This is a genomic window from Mycolicibacterium sp. CBM1, assembly GCF_054073305.1.
In genome coordinates, this window is record NZ_JBSXPP010000005.1 from 179537 (window position 1) to 196513 (window position 16977).

The 16977-nt window shown below is 65.6% G+C and carries 17 protein-coding genes; 11 read left to right on the forward strand and 6 right to left on the reverse strand.

Translation table 11 applies throughout. The features are described from left to right. Positions 1 to 69: 69 nt before the first annotated feature. A complete protein-coding gene (locus tag ACXDF8_RS08950; RefSeq protein ID WP_457222894.1) occupies positions 70 to 1044 on the forward strand; it encodes a PDR/VanB family oxidoreductase in 975 nt (324 codons plus the stop codon). Between the two features lie 86 nt (positions 1045 to 1130). Here ACXDF8_RS08950 and ACXDF8_RS08955 read toward each other — a convergent pair whose 3' ends face one another. The 3 genes from ACXDF8_RS08955 to ACXDF8_RS08965 all read right to left on the reverse strand — a co-directional run bounded on the left by ACXDF8_RS08955 (position 1131) and on the right by ACXDF8_RS08965 (position 3822). Then, the gene (locus ACXDF8_RS08955) at positions 1131 to 2348 is read right to left on the reverse strand and encodes an acyl-CoA dehydrogenase family protein (protein WP_457222895.1); all 1218 of its coding nucleotides are present in this window, start codon (positions 2346 to 2348) and stop codon (positions 1131 to 1133) included. Between the two features lie 57 nt (positions 2349 to 2405). Then, a complete protein-coding gene (locus ACXDF8_RS08960) occupies positions 2406 to 2918 on the reverse strand; it encodes a flavin reductase family protein (RefSeq protein WP_457222896.1) in 513 nt (170 codons plus the stop codon). Between the two features lie 220 nt (positions 2919 to 3138). Continuing rightward, on the reverse strand, positions 3139 to 3822 hold the full coding sequence (locus tag ACXDF8_RS08965; RefSeq protein WP_457222897.1) for a TetR/AcrR family transcriptional regulator: 684 nt from the start codon (positions 3820 to 3822) through the stop codon (positions 3139 to 3141). Between the two features lie 232 nt (positions 3823 to 4054). On the opposite strand from ACXDF8_RS08965, the gene ACXDF8_RS08970 reads away from it, so the two are divergent. From ACXDF8_RS08970 to ACXDF8_RS08990, 5 genes are read left to right on the forward strand one after another with little or no spacing between them, the layout of a single operon-like run. After that, positions 4055 to 4627, forward strand: a complete 573-nt coding sequence (locus tag ACXDF8_RS08970; protein WP_457222898.1) for a VOC family protein — start codon at positions 4055 to 4057, stop codon at positions 4625 to 4627. A 20-nt stretch (positions 4628 to 4647) separates the two neighbouring features. Continuing rightward, positions 4648 to 5502, forward strand: a complete 855-nt coding sequence (locus ACXDF8_RS08975; RefSeq protein ID WP_457222899.1) for a fumarylacetoacetate hydrolase family protein — start codon at positions 4648 to 4650, stop codon at positions 5500 to 5502. After that, positions 5499 to 7478, forward strand: a complete 1980-nt coding sequence (locus ACXDF8_RS08980; protein ID WP_457222900.1) for an acetoacetate--CoA ligase — start codon at positions 5499 to 5501, stop codon at positions 7476 to 7478. Before ACXDF8_RS08975 ends, ACXDF8_RS08980 begins: the two co-directional genes overlap by 4 nt. A gap of 31 nt (positions 7479 to 7509) precedes the next feature. Further along, positions 7510 to 9273 carry an FAD-dependent monooxygenase gene (locus ACXDF8_RS08985; RefSeq protein ID WP_457222901.1) on the forward strand — a complete coding sequence of 588 codons (1764 nt, stop codon included), beginning with the start codon at positions 7510 to 7512 and terminating at the stop codon, positions 9271 to 9273. A gap of 38 nt (positions 9274 to 9311) precedes the next feature. Beyond that, entirely contained in the window at positions 9312 to 9860 is a 549-nt protein-coding gene (locus tag ACXDF8_RS08990; RefSeq protein ID WP_457222902.1) for a YybH family protein, read from the forward strand. A gap of 96 nt (positions 9861 to 9956) precedes the next feature. On the opposite strand, the gene ACXDF8_RS08995 is transcribed toward ACXDF8_RS08990, so the two are convergent. Together ACXDF8_RS08995 and ACXDF8_RS09000 are read right to left on the reverse strand one after the other, a co-directional pair. Next, on the reverse strand, positions 9957 to 10862 hold the full coding sequence (locus ACXDF8_RS08995) for an SDR family oxidoreductase (RefSeq protein WP_457222903.1): 906 nt from the start codon (positions 10860 to 10862) through the stop codon (positions 9957 to 9959). Positions 10863 to 10882: 20 nt separating this feature from the next. Continuing rightward, the gene (locus ACXDF8_RS09000; protein WP_457222904.1) at positions 10883 to 11665 is read right to left on the reverse strand and encodes an SDR family oxidoreductase; all 783 of its coding nucleotides are present in this window, start codon (positions 11663 to 11665) and stop codon (positions 10883 to 10885) included. A 69-nt stretch (positions 11666 to 11734) separates the two neighbouring features. Here ACXDF8_RS09000 and echA20 point away from each other — a divergent pair, with 69 nt between their 5' ends. The 5 genes from echA20 to ACXDF8_RS09025 are packed head-to-tail and all read left to right on the forward strand — an operon-like array spanning position 11735 to position 15705. Further along, the gene (echA20, locus tag ACXDF8_RS09005; protein WP_457222905.1) at positions 11735 to 12493 is read left to right on the forward strand and encodes a (7aS)-7a-methyl-1,5-dioxo-2,3,5,6,7,7a-hexahydro-1H-indene-carboxyl-CoA hydrolase; all 759 of its coding nucleotides are present in this window, start codon (positions 11735 to 11737) and stop codon (positions 12491 to 12493) included. 34 nt (positions 12494 to 12527) lie between these two features. Beyond that, on the forward strand, positions 12528 to 13418 hold the full coding sequence (ipdA, locus tag ACXDF8_RS09010; RefSeq protein ID WP_457222906.1) for a cholesterol ring-cleaving hydrolase subunit IpdA: 891 nt from the start codon (positions 12528 to 12530) through the stop codon (positions 13416 to 13418). Beyond that, positions 13415 to 14161, forward strand: a complete 747-nt coding sequence (gene ipdB / locus ACXDF8_RS09015) for a cholesterol ring-cleaving hydrolase subunit IpdB (RefSeq protein WP_457222907.1) — start codon at positions 13415 to 13417, stop codon at positions 14159 to 14161. Before ipdA ends, ipdB begins: the two co-directional genes overlap by 4 nt. A 4-nt stretch (positions 14162 to 14165) precedes the next feature. Continuing rightward, positions 14166 to 15236, forward strand: coding sequence for a (3aS,4S,5R,7aS)-5-hydroxy-7a-methyl-1-oxo-octahydro-1H-indene-4-carboxyl-CoA dehydrogenase (ipdC, locus tag ACXDF8_RS09020; protein ID WP_457222908.1), 1071 nt, complete (start codon positions 14166 to 14168; stop codon positions 15234 to 15236). Positions 15237 to 15291: 55 nt separating this feature from the next. Next, positions 15292 to 15705, forward strand: a complete 414-nt coding sequence (locus tag ACXDF8_RS09025) for a nitroreductase/quinone reductase family protein (RefSeq protein ID WP_457222909.1) — start codon at positions 15292 to 15294, stop codon at positions 15703 to 15705. 112 nt (positions 15706 to 15817) lie between these two features. Here ACXDF8_RS09025 and fadA6 read toward each other — a convergent pair whose 3' ends face one another. Continuing rightward, the gene (gene fadA6 / locus ACXDF8_RS09030; protein WP_457222910.1) at positions 15818 to 16975 is read right to left on the reverse strand and encodes a steroid 3-ketoacyl-CoA thiolase FadA6; all 1158 of its coding nucleotides are present in this window, start codon (positions 16973 to 16975) and stop codon (positions 15818 to 15820) included. Between the last annotated feature and the right edge of the window lie 2 nt (positions 16976 to 16977).

Below are 16977 nucleotides of genomic sequence, written 5' to 3' on the forward strand. Positions count from 1 at the left end.
TCGAGACAAGTTGAGCCGTTGCTCGGTCCACCGCATCGGTGACGGACACACCTGAGTGCGGGGATCCCCATGACACAACTCCTCCATCGCGACAACGCGAAGGCGACCGACACCATCGAACTCATCGTTCGCGAGGTCATTCCGGTGGCCGAGGATTGCATCGTCCTGGTGCTGGAAAAGACTGACAGCGGCGAACTCCCGGACTGGACTCCCGGCGCCCACATCGATCTGGTCCTGGGTGACGACCTCACCCGACAGTACTCCCTGTGCGGTGACCCCGCGGACAGATCCCGTTGGCGTCTCGGTGTTCTTCGGGAACCCGAGAGCCGCGGCGGTTCACGCTTCATCCACGACACGGTGCGTGAAGGTTCCACTTTGACAGTCCGGGGTCCACGGAACCACTTCCCCCTGGTCACGGCCGACCACTACCTATTTGTCGCCGGCGGCATCGGGATCACGCCGATCCTCACCATGGTCGCGGCCGCCGAATCCCAAGGCTCACAGTGGCGTTTGTTGTATGGCGGACGCCGCCGCGAGTCGATGGCCTTCGTCGAGGAACTCGCGGTGTACGGAGACAGGGTGCGAATCTGCCCGCAGGACGAATGCGGACTGCTCGACTTGGCGGCCTACCTCGACGATGCCCCCGCAGATGCGGCCGTGTACTGCTGTGGCCCCGAGCCGTTGATCGCCGCGACCGAGGCGATCTGCAGTGCCAAGGGACTTCCGTTTCACGCTGAGCGGTTCTCCCCCAAGCCTGAGGCGGCCGGCGTGGTGAACGAAGAGTTCGAGGTCGTGTGCGCGGAATCAGGAGTCACCGTTACGGTAGCCGCGAATTCGACCATCCTGGCCGAGGTTCGCAAGGTGGGAGTCGAAGTTCTCAGCTCCTGCTCCGAGGGAACTTGCGGCACTTGCGAAGTCGACGTGCTCGAAGGCGTCCCAGACCACCGGGATTCCGTGTTGACGCCTGAGGAACGAAAGAGCGGCGAGTCGATGATGATCTGCGTGTCCCGATGCGTGGGCAAACGGATCGTTCTCGACATCTGAGGTGTTCCCGACCATCGGCTACCCAGCGACCGATGCCGTGTGGAGGTTCGACCCACCCGTGGGCGGGCCGAACCTCCACACGAACGTCAAAGCATGTCGGGCTCGACGACTCCGGGTTCGATGCCGAGCAGGTGCCGTCCGGCCTGCTCGTAGCTGATCTGCGGGTTGAAGATCACGTGCCGAGAACCGGTCGCAAAATCACGCCAATAGCGTTGCGCTGCAGCAGTGGTCGCAAATCCGGAAGATCCGCCGAGATCCATCAGCCGCTCTATCGCGTCATGAAGAAGACGGATGACCAACGCTCCTGCGCCGCGAGCTTCGGTACGTTCCTCGATCGACTGAACCCGCCCTTCGGCGGCGGCCTGGTCGATCCGGAAACACGAACCGTCGACCATTCGCTTAGCGGCCTGGATCAGCGTCGCGGCCTCACCGATCGCCGCGTGGTAGGCCGACGAGTCGCTCTTGTGGGCGTACACGCTGTAGAGGATGGGACTGCCGCTCTTGCCTGCCACGACCTCAAGCAGTCCTTCGGCGCAACCGACCAGGACTCCGAGCGCCTTGGCCCGCAGAATCGGGTAATTGACCCAGTAGTCGCTCGCCACCCGATCCGCCTCGGCGACGGTCGCCGGCGGCGCCACCGCGATATCCGAGAAGGCAGCGATCATGGTTGCCGGGACGCGGACGTCATTGGCGACCACCGTGTCTGATCCAGTGCCCTTCATTCCGGCAACCTGCCAAGTGTGGTCGATCTGCACATCCGACATCGGCATGACCGCGAGAACCGGGAGCTGATCCGGCGAGAGTGCCGGGACCATGGTCCAGGCGGCGTGGTGGGAGCCGGTGGCATAGCTCCAACGCCCGGTGAGTCGGAAGGAGTCACCGTCAGCTACCAGGTGCCCAATTCCGTTCTGCGGTGAACAGATTAGCGGCACTCCATCTGCGAACATCTGCTCCTGGATTCCGGCCGGCAACTTGGAGGCGAACCAGAGACAGGAGTTGTAGATGGTGTAGACCCACGCTGTTGACGGGCAACCCTTAGCCAGTTCCGCGGCGACGGCGGCCATCGATCGACTGGACTGCGCCAGACCGCCCACTCGCGAGGGGCCGGCCATGGCGAACACACCGATCTCGGTCAGTGTGTCGATGACCTCCTTGCTCAACTCGCTGTTGGCTTCATGTTCGTCGGCCTTGCTCTGGAGTAGCGGGCGGACGGCTTTGGCGCGGGCGACGAGCTCTCCTGCCAAATCTTCTCGAAAACCCGTCAGCGAGGCAGCGTCCGGTTTAATGGCCTGGTCGATCGACATCACTCAAATACCTTTCTTGGTGGGAATCCAGGGGCGACCCGGCACACGACGTTGGAGTCACGTCGCCGCCAGTTGTCGAAGAGAGCTGCGATGGAAGACGATCGGTTCGACCGCCGTGTCGAGACCGTCGGGAAGGTGTAACTCGTTCACCCGCAAAAGCGCGATCACGTGATCACCGGCCGGGATCTGCTCCTCCAGCGTCACATCGAGCCAGAGCGCCGAGCCGACAACGAAAAGCACTCCGTTCGAACGTGTTTCGGTGATCACGCCGGAGAATCGGTCGCCATCCTTGGCGGCGAGCACACGGACGATCTGATGGTGCTCAGCACTGAGCAAGCTGATGCCGAGGCGGGACTGCTGCGCCAACCTGGGCCACGTGGTCGACGTGTTCTGTACGCAGAACGCCACCAGCGGCGGCTCGAGGGACACCGGCATGAATGTGCTGGCGGCCATTCCGATTCGCTCGACGCCGGTGTCAGCACAGATGGCCACAATCGAAGACGGAGCGTGTGCGAAGGCGCGCCGCAAGGTACCGCTGTCAACGCGCCGGTCGCTGTCGTGCGCTCCCATTCAGCCTCCCGAGTCGGGCGAGTGCGTCAGACCAGGCCACGACTTCGCAGCCTCGCGCCTCCGACTTCAGCTCTCAGCCGGTGTCGCAGGTCACAGCTTAATCATCGTTGACTGTATGTCAATGACTTTGAGTCGACAAATGGCAGAGGTGGCATCCAGGCGTGAATGCCGGGCGGGCTGTCCGGGAGGCTGCGTCGGACCGGAGGCCGGTCGGGTATGCCTAGGCGTCGCCGTGCAACTGGGCGATCGCCTTCTCCACCGGCGCTTCCAACGTCGGGTCGAGTTGAGCGGCGCCGCGCAGTGCCACAACGGTCTGCTCGAACAGCACGTCGGCGAGCGCCGTGACGTCGAACGGGTGGCCGTTCTCGTGCCAGAAGGCCGCAACCGCATCGACTGCTGCAGTGGCCGCACCGAGCATCATGCGCAACGCCGGCTTCTCCGGATCCAGACCGAGCACGACACAACCGCGGGCGATCTGTTGCCATCGCTGCTCTTCGAAGAACGACCACGCTTCCGGGTCGGCTCCCCGGCCACCGAGTACCAAGCGGGTTGCCAGTCCGCGGTGGCGCGCCAGGTAGGCGAACTGGTTGTAATAGCGCTGCCGCATCTGGATTCCGGGTGGTAACGCGGGGTCGGCCTGATGGGCGGCCTCGAACTCGCGCGCCGCATCCTCCATCGCCGCGAGGTACAGCCCGCGCTTGTTCTTGAAGTAATGGAATAGCAGGCCGTGTGCAACCCCGGCCGTGGCGGCGATGTCGCTGACGGCGACGGCGTCGTAGTGCTGGGCCGAGAAGGCCTCCACGGCGACGTCGAGAATCTTGCGACGGGTCTCTTCTGCCTGAATCTTTCGGGCCGACGGTTCCTCTTTGGCGCCCACGATCACCTCTCCGCCTCGGACCCGCACCGTTTGCGGTCAATCCTGGTTAGCAGCCCAACCGCCTCTCATCAAATCACAATCTCTCGACTTCGAGTCATTGACTACAAATCAATCGAGCCTTAGTGTGAGCCTGCGCACGTCGAAGGGGTGCATGAGTGGGCATCGCAGCGGAAGCCGCCGCACACCGACTCGCCTTCCCGGATGGGTCCAGCTCCCGGTGTGTGCGCCCGACGCACCAGCAATCACCTTGGAGACCACGATGACAGTCCGACCTCGTCTCGCGCACTTCGTCCTGCAAACAACCCAACTGCCAGCGATGCGCGACTGGTACTTGAAAGTGCTTGGTGCTCATGCTGTCTACGAGAACGCCTCGATGTGCTTCTTGACTTTCGACGAGGAACATCACCGGGTGGCATTGTTGGGCCTCCCGCCGGGCGTGCTCGCCGAGCGCACACCGCTGACGACAGGGATGGCGCACTCGGCGTTCACCTTTCCGGCCCTGGGTGATCTGCTCGACAAGTACTTGGAGTTGAAAGCCGTAGGTATCGAGCCGCGGGTGCCGGTGCAACACGGACTGACCACGTCGTTGTACTACCGCGACCCCGACGGGAACATGGTCGAACTACAGATCGACAACTTCGCGACTCCGGACGAGGCAACCGCCTACATGAACGGCCCCGAGTACACAGAGGATCCGATCGGCCCCAGCTTCGATGCCGAAGAACTGAACAAGCAGTTCCGCGCCGGCACTCCGGAATCGGAGCTCATCACCCGGACTTGGGCCAAGAGCACCAAGCAGGTCAACCCCTTCGAACTTCTCACCACGGCCTGAGCAAGGAGCTGACGAGACCCATGCGCTTGATCAATCTCGATGGCCGACTGGCCCTGGAACGCAACGGGCTGGCGATCGACGTCGAGGGCACCAGCGGAGGACAGTTCTCGAATGAATTTCAGGACGCGTTGGACCGCTGGGATGAGTTCCGCTGCTGGGCGGGCACTCTCGGCAAAGCCGAAGGCCGGTCTTTCCAGCCGTCCGACCTGAGGGCACCTGTGGGCACGCCCCGGCAGATCTTCGCCATCGGCCTGAACTATCGCAGCCACGCCGAGGAATCCGGGCTGGACATTCCGGACAGCCCGATGGTGTTCACCAAGTTCGCCTCCTCGATCACGGGGCCGTACGACGACATCGTGATGCCACCGGGGTCGGTGGACTGGGAAGCCGAACTCGTCGCCGTGATCGGGCGGCGGGCCGAGGGCGTATCGGTGGCTCGGGCCTGGGACCACGTCGCGGGGCTGACTGCGGGTCAGGACCTCTCCGAGCGCGACCTGCAGGTGAAACCGCCGGCCCCACAACAATTCAGCCTCGCCAAGTCCTACCCCGGGTTCGCGCCCCTGGGTCCGGCATTGGTGACTCCCGACGAGTTCATCAACCCTGACGACCTCGACATCCGCTGTTCGATCGACGACCAGCAGGTACAGCAGGCCCGCACCGGTGACCTCATCTTCACTGTGCCGGCCCTGGTCTCGTACCTGTCGGGGATCCTCCCTCTGCTTCCCGGTGACCTGATCTTCACCGGCACCCCGTCCGGTATCGGGTTCGCGCTCACTCCCCCTCGCTATCTGCGCCATGGTGAACACCTACAGACCTACATCGAAGGGATCGGCACCATGCGGCACCGGATGGTCGCCGCCGGAGAATGCGGATGACCGCCAACCCTGAGATCCGCGACCGCGCGGTGCTCTGGGAACCCCCACCGCGGATGCTGAACGACAGTCGCATGGCCCGCTACGCCCGAGCACTCGTCGATCGGGGAACTGTCCAATCGTGCGACTACCACGACCTGTGGCGGTGGTCGACCACTGATCTCTCCGGCTTCTGGCGGTCGATCTGGGACCAGTTCGACATCCTCGCCGACGGCGACCCGTCCCGCGTGCTCGTCGACGAGTCGATGCCGGGAGCGAGGTGGTTTCCCGACGTCGCGATCAACTATGCCGAGAACATGCTGCGGGGTGCCGCCGACCAAACCATCCTGACCGCCCTCTCCCAGACCCGTGATCCGATCACCATGACACGAGGGCAGCTCAGAGGGCAGGTCGCGCGCGCGGCCGCCGGGCTGCGGCGGCTGGGTGTCGAACCGGGCGATCGCGTCGCCGGCTATTTGCCCAACATTCCCGAGGCCTTGATCGCGATGCTTGCCACCACGAGTATCGGCGCGATCTGGGCGGTGTGCGCACCCGAGTTGGGCGTGGATAGTGTGCTCGACCGCGTGAGGCAGTTGGACCCCAAGGTGTTCATCGCCGTGGACGGATATCGGTATGGCGCCAAGGATATCGATCGTTCGGAGCAGGTCGCGGCGATCCGGGACGCACTGCCGACGGTGATCGCCACTGTCGGCGTGCGCTATCTGGGCGCGGGACCCGCTGATGCGATCTCGTGGGACGACCTGCTCGCGGAGCCGGCGAAGCCGGAGTTCCACCGAGTGCCATTCGATCATCCGCTGTGGGTGCTGTTCTCCTCTGGCACCACAGGACTGCCCAAGGCCATCGTGCAGTCCCACGGCGGAATCACGCTGGAGTTGCAGAAGGCACTGGGCCTACATTCCGACCTCGGCGCCGACGACACGTACTTCGTGTACTGCACGACGACGTGGGTGATGTGGAACATCCAGGTCTCTGCCCTGTTGCTGGGCGCCGCGATCGTGCTCTTCGACGGCGACCCGGCATCTCCGGCGCCGGATAACCTGTGGCACATCGTCGAACAGTGCCGGGTGACCGTATTCGGCGCAGGCGCAGCGTTTCTCATGGGCTGCCGAAAGGCGGGGATGAGGCCCGGCGAGCGCTTCGACCTCTCCAAACTGCGGGCCATGACGTCGACCGGATCCCCGCTACCTGCGGAGGGATTCAGCTGGATCTACGAGTCCGTGGGCCCGGACATCTACCTGCAGTCCACCAGTGGCGGAACCGACGTCTGCACCTCCTTTGTCGGCGGAACGCCGTTGCTGCCGGTTCGCGCCGGTGAGATCACCGCCCCTGCGCTGGGCGTCTTGGCCCGCGCGCTCGATCCCGCCGGCAATCCCGTCGTCGAGGAACTCGGAGAGCTCGTCATCTCCGCACCCATGCCGTCGATGCCCGTGTGCTTCTGGAACGATCCGGGCGGCGACAGATATCGCTCCGCATACTTCGACCATTACCCTGGCCAGTGGCGGCACGGCGACTGGGTCACCTTCAACGTCCGCGGCGGCTGCGTGATCAGCGGCCGATCCGACGGCACGCTCAACCGCGGCGGCATTCGCCTGGGCACCAGCGAGTTCTACTCCGCGCTCGAAGATCTTCCGGAGGTCCAGGACAGCCTCGTCGTGCACCTCGATGATCCATCTGGAGGCATGGGGTCACTGCTGCTCTTCGTCCAGCTTCCCGGCGGCACAGCTCTGGACGACGAGCTGCGGGGGCGAATCAACACCCGCCTGCGCCAGCGTCTTTCGCCGCGACACATTCCCGACGACATCATCGCGATACCGGAGGTCCCCTACAACCTGACCGGCAAGAAGCTCGAAGTCCCGGTCAAGCGGCTGCTCATGGGCGCAGCCCGCGACACGGTGGTGTCCGACGGTGCGGTCCGCAGTCCTCGCGCACTGGACATCTTCGAAGAACTCGCCCGGCGTTTCACTCCGGCGCATTCGTGATCCGCCCGTCTTCCACAGAGAGGCAAGAAACATGTCAGACACCAAGATCCCCGTCCTCATCGTCGGGGGCGGCTCATCGGGTCTGATGACCTCGATCATGTTGTCGTCCTATGGGATCGACCACATCCTCATCGAGCGACACGAGGGTACGTCGATTCTGCCGAAAGCCCACTACCTCAATCAGCGGGCGATGGAAGTCTTTCGCCAGTTCGAGCTGGCCGACGACGTCTACGCGCTCGGGTCTCCGGTCGAGAACATGTCCTCCGTCGTCTGGCAGACCACCCTCGCCGGTGACGGACCGTTGCAGCGCAAGACCTTCCACAAGATGGACTGCTTCGGCGGCGGCGCCCTCACCGCGCAGTACTCGCAGGACAGTGCGTGCCCGTCGACGAATCTTCCGCAGCTGCGCCTGGAGCCCATCATGCGCCAGCACGCGGAGAAACGCGCCGCGGGCAGAGTGCTGTTCAACCATGAACTCACCGAGATGACCCAGGATGACGACGCCGTCACCGCCACTATCCTCAACCGCGCAACGGGTGAGACCTTCACCGTGACCGCCGACTACCTCGTCGGCGCCGACGGCGGAAAGACCGTCGGCCCGATGATCGGGGCGACGATGATCGGCGCCCACGACCTCCTCGACATCGTCACCGCTCACTTGAAAGCAGATCTGTCCCAGTGGTGGGAGGACGATGTCCTGATCGCCCACTTCATCAATCCCGAGGCGGGGTCGTACCCGTCCGGAGGGAACATGGTGCAGATGGGCCCGACCTGGGGCAGACACTCCGAAGAGTGGGCATTCCACTTCGCGTTCCTGCCCACAGACGACTCTGATCTCGATGAAGGAGCGATCTCGGTCAAGATTCGGGAGCTTCTCGGCGTGGGCGACATACCCCTCGAGATCCTGCAAATCAGCCACTGGTCGGTGCAGGGCTCGGTCGCCGACAGGTATTCGCAGGGAAGGGTTTTCCTCGTCGGGGACTCCGTCCACCGGCACCCGCCCACCACCGGCCTAGGCATGAACACCTGTGTACAGGATGCCCAGAACCTGGCATGGAAGCTCGCTGCCGTGATCAAGGGGCATGCCGGACCCGCGCTGCTCGACAGCTACGGAGTGGAACGCCAGCCGGCCGGGATGCGGATCGTCGACTGGGCCCTGTTCACCATGCAGAACCATTTCGTAGTCGACGCGGGCATCGGACTGCTGCCCGTACCCGTTCCGCCGGAGATGCATCGCGGGGTGTTCGAGATATTCTTCTCCGACACACCTATGGGGGCGTCTCGACGGGCGCGTTTCGACGAGGTCGTCAAGACGCAGCGCACCGAGTTCCAGGCCCATGATCTTGAGATCGGCATCTGCTACCCCGCCGGCGCTTTCGTGCCCGACGGGTCGGCCTCCCCTCCGGTCGATCCGATGGGCTCGACCTATCATCCGACCACACGGCCCGGCCACCGGTTGCCCCACGCCTGGCTGGAACACGCCGGAAGCCGCGTCTCCACTCACGACCTGACTGGCAACGACGGTCGGTTCGTCTTGATCACCGGCCCGCAGGGACAGGCATGGGCGGACGCGGCCGCCGAAGTGGCGGACCGATTAGGGGTAGCCATCTCGGTTGCCTCGATCGGACACGAGTACCACGACATAGACGGTCAGTGGGAACGCGTCAGTGAACTCGGTTCTGATGGAGCGATTCTGGTGCGTCCCGACAACATCGTGGCCTGGCGGGGCCCATCTCCCGTCCCCGCCGCCGCTGAAGTGCTTGCCGGCGCCTTGGGCGCTGTCCTGTACCGCTGACATCAGCGGTGAAACCCCAACCCATTGGAGAGGAAACGATGACCCACCCGAATCTCAAGCCGGATTTCGACGAACCCATCGGACTGTTCGGCAGTGATCCCCAGGCTGTCGCCGAAATCGCCGAGATGGAGAAGACGCTCGAGCGCGTCTACAACAACGAGTGGCTGAAAACCTACGACGCCCCGCTGGAGTACTACGCCGACGGCCCCGATGTGAGTTTCATCGACATCCTCTCGCCCGGAGAGTATTTCGGTGATGACGTGCGGAAGTGGTTCAACTACATCAGCCCGCAGTTCGTCGGCGACTTTGGTCTGATCAACATGCGGGTCTACGCAAAGAACGACGTCGGATTCGTGTACATGAACCAGACGTACGCGGGCAAACTCGAAGATGGTTCGGAGTTCGTGTGGAAGATGCGTCAGACCGACGTCGTCGAGAAGATTGACGGCGAATGGAAGATCCTGCACACCCACCTGTCGTTCGCGGCGGTACCGGAGGCCAAGCACCCCGACCGCTGGCAGGTCGACCGCGAGTACCCGAAGCGTCCGCCGGCCTGGGAGGTCAGTGAGACGCTAGCCGGGGGTTAGAGACGGTCCTGCCGCACCGACCCGTCGAGAGCCACACCAGAAACGCGTTCGCCATCGAGCGTCGCGCCGAAGTGACCAACGGGGGCTAGCAGACTCCTAGGCGCCGAACACCGGCAGCGGTTCGCGGGACTTGGCCAGCAGGTCGGTGACGACGGGGCCGAGCTCGGCGGGATCCCAGCGGGCACCCTTGTCGACCTCGGCGCCGCGGGCCCAGCCCTCGGCCACCCGGATGATGCCGCCTTCCACTTCGAAGACCCGTCCGGTGACATCCTTGGATTCGACACTGCCGAGCCAGACCACCAACGGTGCGACGTTCTCCGGCGCCATGGCGTCGAAATCCTTGTCCTGGGTGGACATCATGTCGGCGAACACGGTCTCGGTCATCCGGGTGCGCGCCGACGGGGCGATCGCGTTGACCGTCACGCCGTAGCGGCCCATCTCGGCGGCGGCGACCAGCGTCAGCGCGGCGATACCGGCCTTGGCGGCGCTGTAGTTACCCTGCCCGACGCTGCCCTGCAGCCCCGCACCGGAGCTGGTGTTGATGATCCGGGCGTCCACCGCCTTTCCCTCCTTGGACAGCCCGCGCCAGTAGGCGCCGGCGTGCCGGGTGGTGGCGAAGTGGCCTTTGAGGTGCACAGCGACGACGGCGTCGAACTCCTCCTCGCTGGTGTTGGCTATCATCCGGTCCCGCACGATGCCGGCATTGTTGACCAGGACGTCGAGCCCGCCGAAGGTGTCGACGGCGGCCTGGATCAGCGCGGCGGCCTGCGCCCAGTCGGCGACGTTGGAGCCGTTGGCGACGGCCTGCCCGCCGGCGGCGACGATCTCGTCGACGACGCCCTGGGCGGCACTACCGCCGCCTGCCGGAGAACCGTCGAGGCCGACGCCGATGTCGTTGACCACCACACGCGCGCCTCCGGCGGCAAACGCCAGGGCGTGTGCGCGCCCGATGCCACCACCGGCACCGGTCACGATGACCACCCGACCGTCGAGCAAACCCATTCCCGTTCTCCCTTACTTGCTCACTTGTTGGCACTCGAGGCGGACAGATAGGCCGGCGGCTCGCCGCCGCCATGAACCGCCATCTTGGCCCCGCTGATGTACGAGGCGGCATCGGACGCGAGAAAGGCTGCCGCCCAGCCGATGTCGACTGGTTTGGCCAGCCGACCCAGCGGCACGGTGGCCGCGACCGCCGCCTGGGATTGGGCGTCACCGTAGAAGAGTTCGGCCTGTTCGGTTTCCACCATCCCGACCACGAGAGCGTTCACCCGAACCTTGGGCGCCCATTCCACCGCCAGCGTGGTGGTCAGACTTTCCACTCCGGCCTTGGCCGCGCTGTAGGCCGCGGTGCCCGGTGACGGCCGCCCCGCGCTGACACTGGAGATCGACACAATGGACCCGCCGGTCGACTGGTTCTGCATGACGGCGTTAGCGGCCTGCGAGACATGAAGCATGCCAAGCAGATTCAGCTCCACGATCTTCTGGTGGAACTTTGGCGAGGCGTCGGCGGCCAGCGCGTAGGGCGAGCCGCCGGCGTTGTTCACCACGACGTCGAGCCGGCCGTGGTCCGCCACGATCGTCTCGATCAGCGCGCCCACCGCCTGGGCGTCGCGCACGTCGCAGCTGTGGAACTCGTAGGGCAGGCCCTCGACGGGCCGTCGCGCGCAGGTGACGACGGTGGCGCCCTGGCCGGCGAAGACCGCGCTGATCCCGGCACCCACCCCGCGCACGCCCCCGGTCACCAGGACAACCCGTCCCCGTAGGCCCAGGTCCAGCTCCCCGGGAGTGTCAGCCGCGTCGGTCACTGTGCTAGCGTACCAAGCAAGTGCTTGCTTAGGTATTCACCCCGTTCAGGAAGTGGCCCAGGAACTCTGATGACCATCACCACCAGCACCGTCGAACCCGGCATCGTCGCCGTCACGGTGAACTACCCGCCCGTCAACGCGATCCCGTCGCGCGGTTGGTTCGAGCTCGCCGACGCCATCACCGCCGCGGGCCGCGACATGGCCACGCACGTGGTGGTGCTGCGCGCCGAGGGCCGCGGGTTCAACGCGGGCGTCGACATCAAGGAGATGCAGAACACCGAGGGGTTCACCGCCCTGATCGACGCCAATCGGGGCTGCTTCGAAGCCTTCCGGGCCGTCTACGAGTGCGCGGTGCCAGTCGTCGCCGCGGTCAACGGCTTCTGCGTGGGCGGCGGCATCGGGCTGGTCGGCAACGCCGACGTCATCGTCGCCTCCGATGACGCCACGTTCGGTCTGCCGGAGGTCGAGCGCGGCGCACTCGGTGCGGCCACCCACCTGTCCCGGCTGGTTCCCCAGCACATGATGCGCCGGCTGTTCTTCACCGCCGCGACCGTCAGCGCGGAGACGCTGCACCACTTCGGTTCGGTGCACGAGGTGGTGCCGCGGGCCGACCTCGGCGAAGCCGCCCTGCGCGTCGCCCGCGATATCGCATCCAAGGACACCCGGGTGATCCGGGCCGCAAAGGAGGCGTTGAACTTCATCGACATCCAGCCGGTCAACGCGCGATACCGGATGGAGCAGGGCTTCACGTTCGAGCTGAACCTGGCCGGTGTCTCCGATGAGCACCGCGACGCGTTCGCCGGGACATCGAAGGGTGAAAAGGCGTGATCCGGCGGGCAGGAGTGAAGCGACAGGGGACGAAGTGGTAGACAAGCGAACAACTCTCGACGAGGCCGTCTCGGCTGTCGAAAGCGGGATGACGATCGGCATCGGCGGCTGGGGCTCGCGACGCAAGCCCATGGCCTTCATCCGCGCACTGCTGCGCACCGACGTCACCGACCTGTCCGTCGTCACCTACGGTGGCCCCGATCTCGGGTTACTCTGCTCGGCCGGCAAGGTCAAGCGCGTCTACTACGGCTTCGTCTCCTTGGATTCGCCGCCGTTCTACGACCCGTGGTTCGCCAAGGCCCGCACCACCGGTGCGATCGAGTCGCGGGAGATGGACGAGGGCATGCTGCGCTGCGGCCTGCAAGCCGCCGCCCAGCGACTGCCGTTCCTGCCGACCCGGGCCGGGCTGGGCAGCGACGTCCGGGCGTTCTGGGGCGAGGAGCTCAAGACCGTCACCTCGCCGTATCCCACCGATAGGGGCTTTGAGGAGCTCGTGGCCATGCCGGCGCTGAACCTCGACGTCGCGCTGGTGCATATGAATCTCGGTGACGCCCAGGGTAATGCCGCCTACACCGGCATCGACCCGTACTTCGACGACCTGTTCCTGATGTCGGCGCGGACGCGGTTGCTCTCGGTGGAGAAGGTGGTGTCCACCGAGGAGCTGGTGAAATCCGTTCCAGTGCAGACCCTGTTGATCAACCGGATGATGGTCGACAGTGTCGTCGAGGCGCCGAACGGCGCGCACTTCACCACCGCCGAGCCGGACTACCGCCGCGACGAGAAGTTCCAGCGCCACTACGCCGAAGCCGCGGCATCCGAGGAGGGCTGGGCCCAGTTCGTCTCGACCTACCTGTCGGGCAGTGAAGCCGATTACCAGGCTGCCGTGCGGAAGTTCAAGGAGTCGACCGAGGAAGGCCGAGCATGATATCCGCGACACGCGCTGAGGTGTGCGCCGTCGCCTGCGCCGAGTTGTTCCGCGACGCAGGCGAAATCATGGTCAGCCCGATGGCCAATATGGTGTCGATCGGCGCCCGGCTGGCACGCCTGACCTTCTCGCCCGACATCCTGCTGACCGACGGCGAGGCTCGCATCCTCGCCGACACCCCGGCGATGGGTGCCACCGGAGCCATCGAAGGCTGGATGCCGTTCGGTCGCGTCTTCGAGACGCTCGCCTGGGGCCGGCGCCATGTGGTGATGGGTGCCAACCAGATCGACCGCTACGGCAACCAGAACCTGTCCGCGTTCGGGCCGCTGCAGCATCCGACGCGGCAGATGTTCGGCGTGCGCGGCGCGCCGGGCAACACCATCAACCACGCGACGAGCTACTGGGTGGGCAACCACTCCCCGCGGGTCTTCTGCGACACCGTCGACATCGTGTCCGGGATCGGTTGGGACAAAGTCGATCCGGACAATCCGGCGTACCGCTTCGTCAATGTCTTCCGGGTGGTGACCAACCTCGGCGTGTTCGACTTCAACGGTCCCGACCACACCATGCGGGCGCTGTCGCTGCACCCGGGTGTGAGCCCCGAAGACGTCGCCGAGAACACCTCGTTCGAGGTGCACGGCCTCACCGACGCCGAGACCAGCCGACTGCCCTCCGGCGAGGAGCAGAAGCTGATCCAAGAGGTGATCGACCCAAAGGGCCTCAGGGACCGAGAGGTGAAGTAGGGAGATGGCCGCGTCATTGAAGACCCCGCTCACCGAGCTCATCGGCATCGAACATCCCGTCGTGCAGACCGGGATGGGCTGGGTTGCCGGCGCCCGGCTGGTGTCGGCCACGTCCAATGCCGGCGGCCTGGGCATTCTCGCCTCGGCGACAATGACCATCGACGAGCTGTCCACCGCGATCGGCAAGGTCAAGGCCGCCACCGACCGTCCCTTCGGGGTGAACATCCGCGCCGACGCCGCCGATGCCGGGGATCGTGTGGACCTGATGATCCGCGAGGGCGTCAAGGTCGCTTCCTTCGCCCTGGCACCCAAGCAGGAACTGATCGCACGGCTCAAAGAGGCCGGCTCGGTCGTCATTCCGTCCGTCGGCGCGGCCAAGCACGCCCGCAAGGTGGCGAGCTGGGGCGCCGACGCGGTGATCGTGCAGGGCGGTGAAGGCGGCGGCCACACCGGACCGGTAGCCACCACCCTGCTGCTGCCCTCGGTACTCGATGCGGTGGACATCCCGGTGGTCGCCGCCGGCGGCTTCTTCGACGGGCGCGGCCTGGCCGCGGCGCTGTCCTACGGGGCCGCCGGGGTGGCCATGGGAACCCGTTTCCTGCTGACCTCGGACTCCACGGTGCCCGAGGAGATCAAGCAGCGCTACCTGCAGGCCGCCCTCGACGGGACCGTCGTCTCCACCCGGGTCGATGGCATGCCACATCGCGTCCTGCGCACCCAGCTGGTCGAGAAGCTCGAAAGCGGCTCGCCGATAAGAGGTTTCGCCGCCGCGGTGGGCAATGCCGCCAAGTTCAAGAAGATGTCGCAGATGAGCTGGCCGGCGATGATCCGCGACGGCCTGGCCATGCGCCACGGCAAGGACCTCACCTGGTCGCAGGTGCTGATGGCCGCGAACACCCCGATGCTGCTGAAGGCCGGCCTGGTCGAGGGCAACACCGAGGCCGGCGTGCTGGCCTCCGGACAGGTCGCCGGCATCATCGAGGATCTGCCGTCATGCGCCGAGCTGGTGCCGGCCATCGTCGCCGAGGCGATCGAACACCTCCAGAGCGCCGCCGCATTCGTCGAACAGGAGTAGGTTGGGCGGTGCACGACACCGCTCGAAAGCTCGCTCCTCGACGCCGGGAGACAGCATGGCTCTCGCACCGGACACCTGGCCGCGGCAGTTCCGCGACCTGATCCGACAGTCCAACAAGTACCTGCTCAATCCACTGATGCTGCGGCTGGCGGGCACCCGCTACTGGTACGCGTCGGTGGTCCACCACACCGGCCGCCGTTCGGGAAAGCAGTACGCCACCCCGGTGGTCGTCGACCGTATCGGCGACCGGTTCATCGTTCCGCTGCCCTACGGCACCCAGGTCGACTGGGTGCGTAACGTGTTGACCGCGGGACGCGCCGGCATCACCACCAAGGGCCAGACCTACGAGGTCCACTCCCCCGAGCTCATCGACGCGACCGAGGCCCTTCCCCTGTTGCCGCGGGAGCGACGCCGGACGTTCGAGCGGACCGGCATCGACCACTTCCTGCGGGCCACCATCACCGAATGAGGTCATCGGCTTCACTCTCGTCGACGACGACGAGCAGTTCCCGCCCGAGCAGACACAAACTTATGCCTAGAGGGTGGTTTTCGGCTGAGTTTGTGTCTGCTCGCGCAGAGAACTAGAGCCGCTCGATGATGGTGACGTTGGCGGTGCCGCCCCCCTCGCACATCGTCTGCAGTCCGTAGCGGCCGCCACGACGCTCGAGTTCGTTGAGCATCGTGGTGAACAGCTTGGCTCCGGTGGCGCCCAGCGGGTGACCGAGGGCGATCGCGCCGCCGTTGGGGTTGACCTTCTCCGGGTCGGCCTTGGTCTCCTTGAGCCAGGCCATGACCACCGGCGCGAACGCCTCGTTGATCTCGACGACGTCGATGTCGTCGATGGTCAGCCCGGCCTTCTCCAGCGCGTAGCGGGTCGCCGGGATGGGGCCGGTGAGCATGAACACCGGATCGGCGCCGCGGGCACTGATGTGGTGGATACGGGCGCGCGGGGTCAGCTTGTGATCGGCAACGGCCTGCTCTGAAGCCAGCAGCACCGCGCTGGCGCCGTCGGAGATCTGGCTGGCCATCGCCGCGGTCAGCCGCCCACCCTCGCGTAGCGGCTTGAGCCCGGCCATCTTCTCCAGGCTGGACTCCCGCGGCCCCTCGTCGGTGCGGAACTCCCCCACCGGCACGATCTCGTTCTCGAAGTGCCCGGCACGGATCGCGGCGAACGCCTTCTCGTGGCTGCGCAGGGAGAACTCCTCCATCTCCTCGCGGGACAGGTTCCACTTCTCGGCGATCATCTCCGCGCCACGGAACTGGGAGATCTCCTGATCGCCGTAACGGTGCAGCCAGTTCTCCGACTCGTTGGTCGGCGAGGTGAAGCCGAACTGCTCACCGACGATCATCGCCGACGAGATCGGGATGCGGCTCATGTTCTGCATGCCGCCGGCCAGGATCAGGTCCGCGGTGCCGGCCATGATCGCCTGCGCGCCAAAGGAGATTGCCTGCTGGCTCGACCCGCACTGCCGGTCGACGGTCACCCCGGGCACCTCTTCGGGGTAGCCGGCGGCCAGCCAGGTCAGCCGCCCGATGTTGCCGGCCTGCGGACCGATGGCGTCCAAGCAGCCGACCACCGCGTCGTCGACGGCGCCGGGATCGACGTCGACCCGGTCGAAGACTCCGCGGAAGGCCGCCACCCCGAGGTCGATCGGGTGCACACCGGCCAGCGAACCGTTGCGCTTTCCGACCGCGGTGCGTACGGCCTCGATGACGTATGCCTGTGAAGCGGGGGCCATGT

What these genes read in the sequence shown, in the direction of transcription:
- ACXDF8_RS08950 (WP_457222894.1), top strand. Translation starts at nt 70, where the DNA reads ATGACACAACTCCTCCATCGCGACAACGCGAAGGCGACCGACACCATC.
- ACXDF8_RS08955 (WP_457222895.1), bottom strand. Translation starts at nt 2,348, where the DNA reads ATGTCGATCGACCAGGCCATTAAACCGGACGCTGCCTCGCTGACGGGT.
- ACXDF8_RS08960 (WP_457222896.1), bottom strand. Translation starts at nt 2,918, where the DNA reads ATGGGAGCGCACGACAGCGACCGGCGCGTTGACAGCGGTACCTTGCGG.
- ACXDF8_RS08970 (WP_457222898.1), top strand. Translation starts at nt 4,055, where the DNA reads ATGACAGTCCGACCTCGTCTCGCGCACTTCGTCCTGCAAACAACCCAA.
- ACXDF8_RS08975 (WP_457222899.1), top strand. Translation starts at nt 4,648, where the DNA reads ATGCGCTTGATCAATCTCGATGGCCGACTGGCCCTGGAACGCAACGGG.
- ACXDF8_RS08980 (WP_457222900.1), top strand. Translation starts at nt 5,499, where the DNA reads ATGACCGCCAACCCTGAGATCCGCGACCGCGCGGTGCTCTGGGAACCC.
- ACXDF8_RS08985 (WP_457222901.1), top strand. Translation starts at nt 7,510, where the DNA reads ATGTCAGACACCAAGATCCCCGTCCTCATCGTCGGGGGCGGCTCATCG.
- ACXDF8_RS08990 (WP_457222902.1), top strand. Translation starts at nt 9,312, where the DNA reads ATGACCCACCCGAATCTCAAGCCGGATTTCGACGAACCCATCGGACTG.
- ACXDF8_RS08995 (WP_457222903.1), bottom strand. Translation starts at nt 10,862, where the DNA reads ATGGGTTTGCTCGACGGTCGGGTGGTCATCGTGACCGGTGCCGGTGGT.
- echA20 (WP_457222905.1), top strand. Translation starts at nt 11,735, where the DNA reads ATGACCATCACCACCAGCACCGTCGAACCCGGCATCGTCGCCGTCACG.
- ipdB (WP_457222907.1), top strand. Translation starts at nt 13,415, where the DNA reads ATGATATCCGCGACACGCGCTGAGGTGTGCGCCGTCGCCTGCGCCGAG.
- ipdC (WP_457222908.1), top strand. Translation starts at nt 14,166, where the DNA reads ATGGCCGCGTCATTGAAGACCCCGCTCACCGAGCTCATCGGCATCGAA.
- ACXDF8_RS09025 (WP_457222909.1), top strand. Translation starts at nt 15,292, where the DNA reads ATGGCTCTCGCACCGGACACCTGGCCGCGGCAGTTCCGCGACCTGATC.
- fadA6 (WP_457222910.1), bottom strand. Translation starts at nt 16,975, where the DNA reads ATGGCCCCCGCTTCACAGGCATACGTCATCGAGGCCGTACGCACCGCG.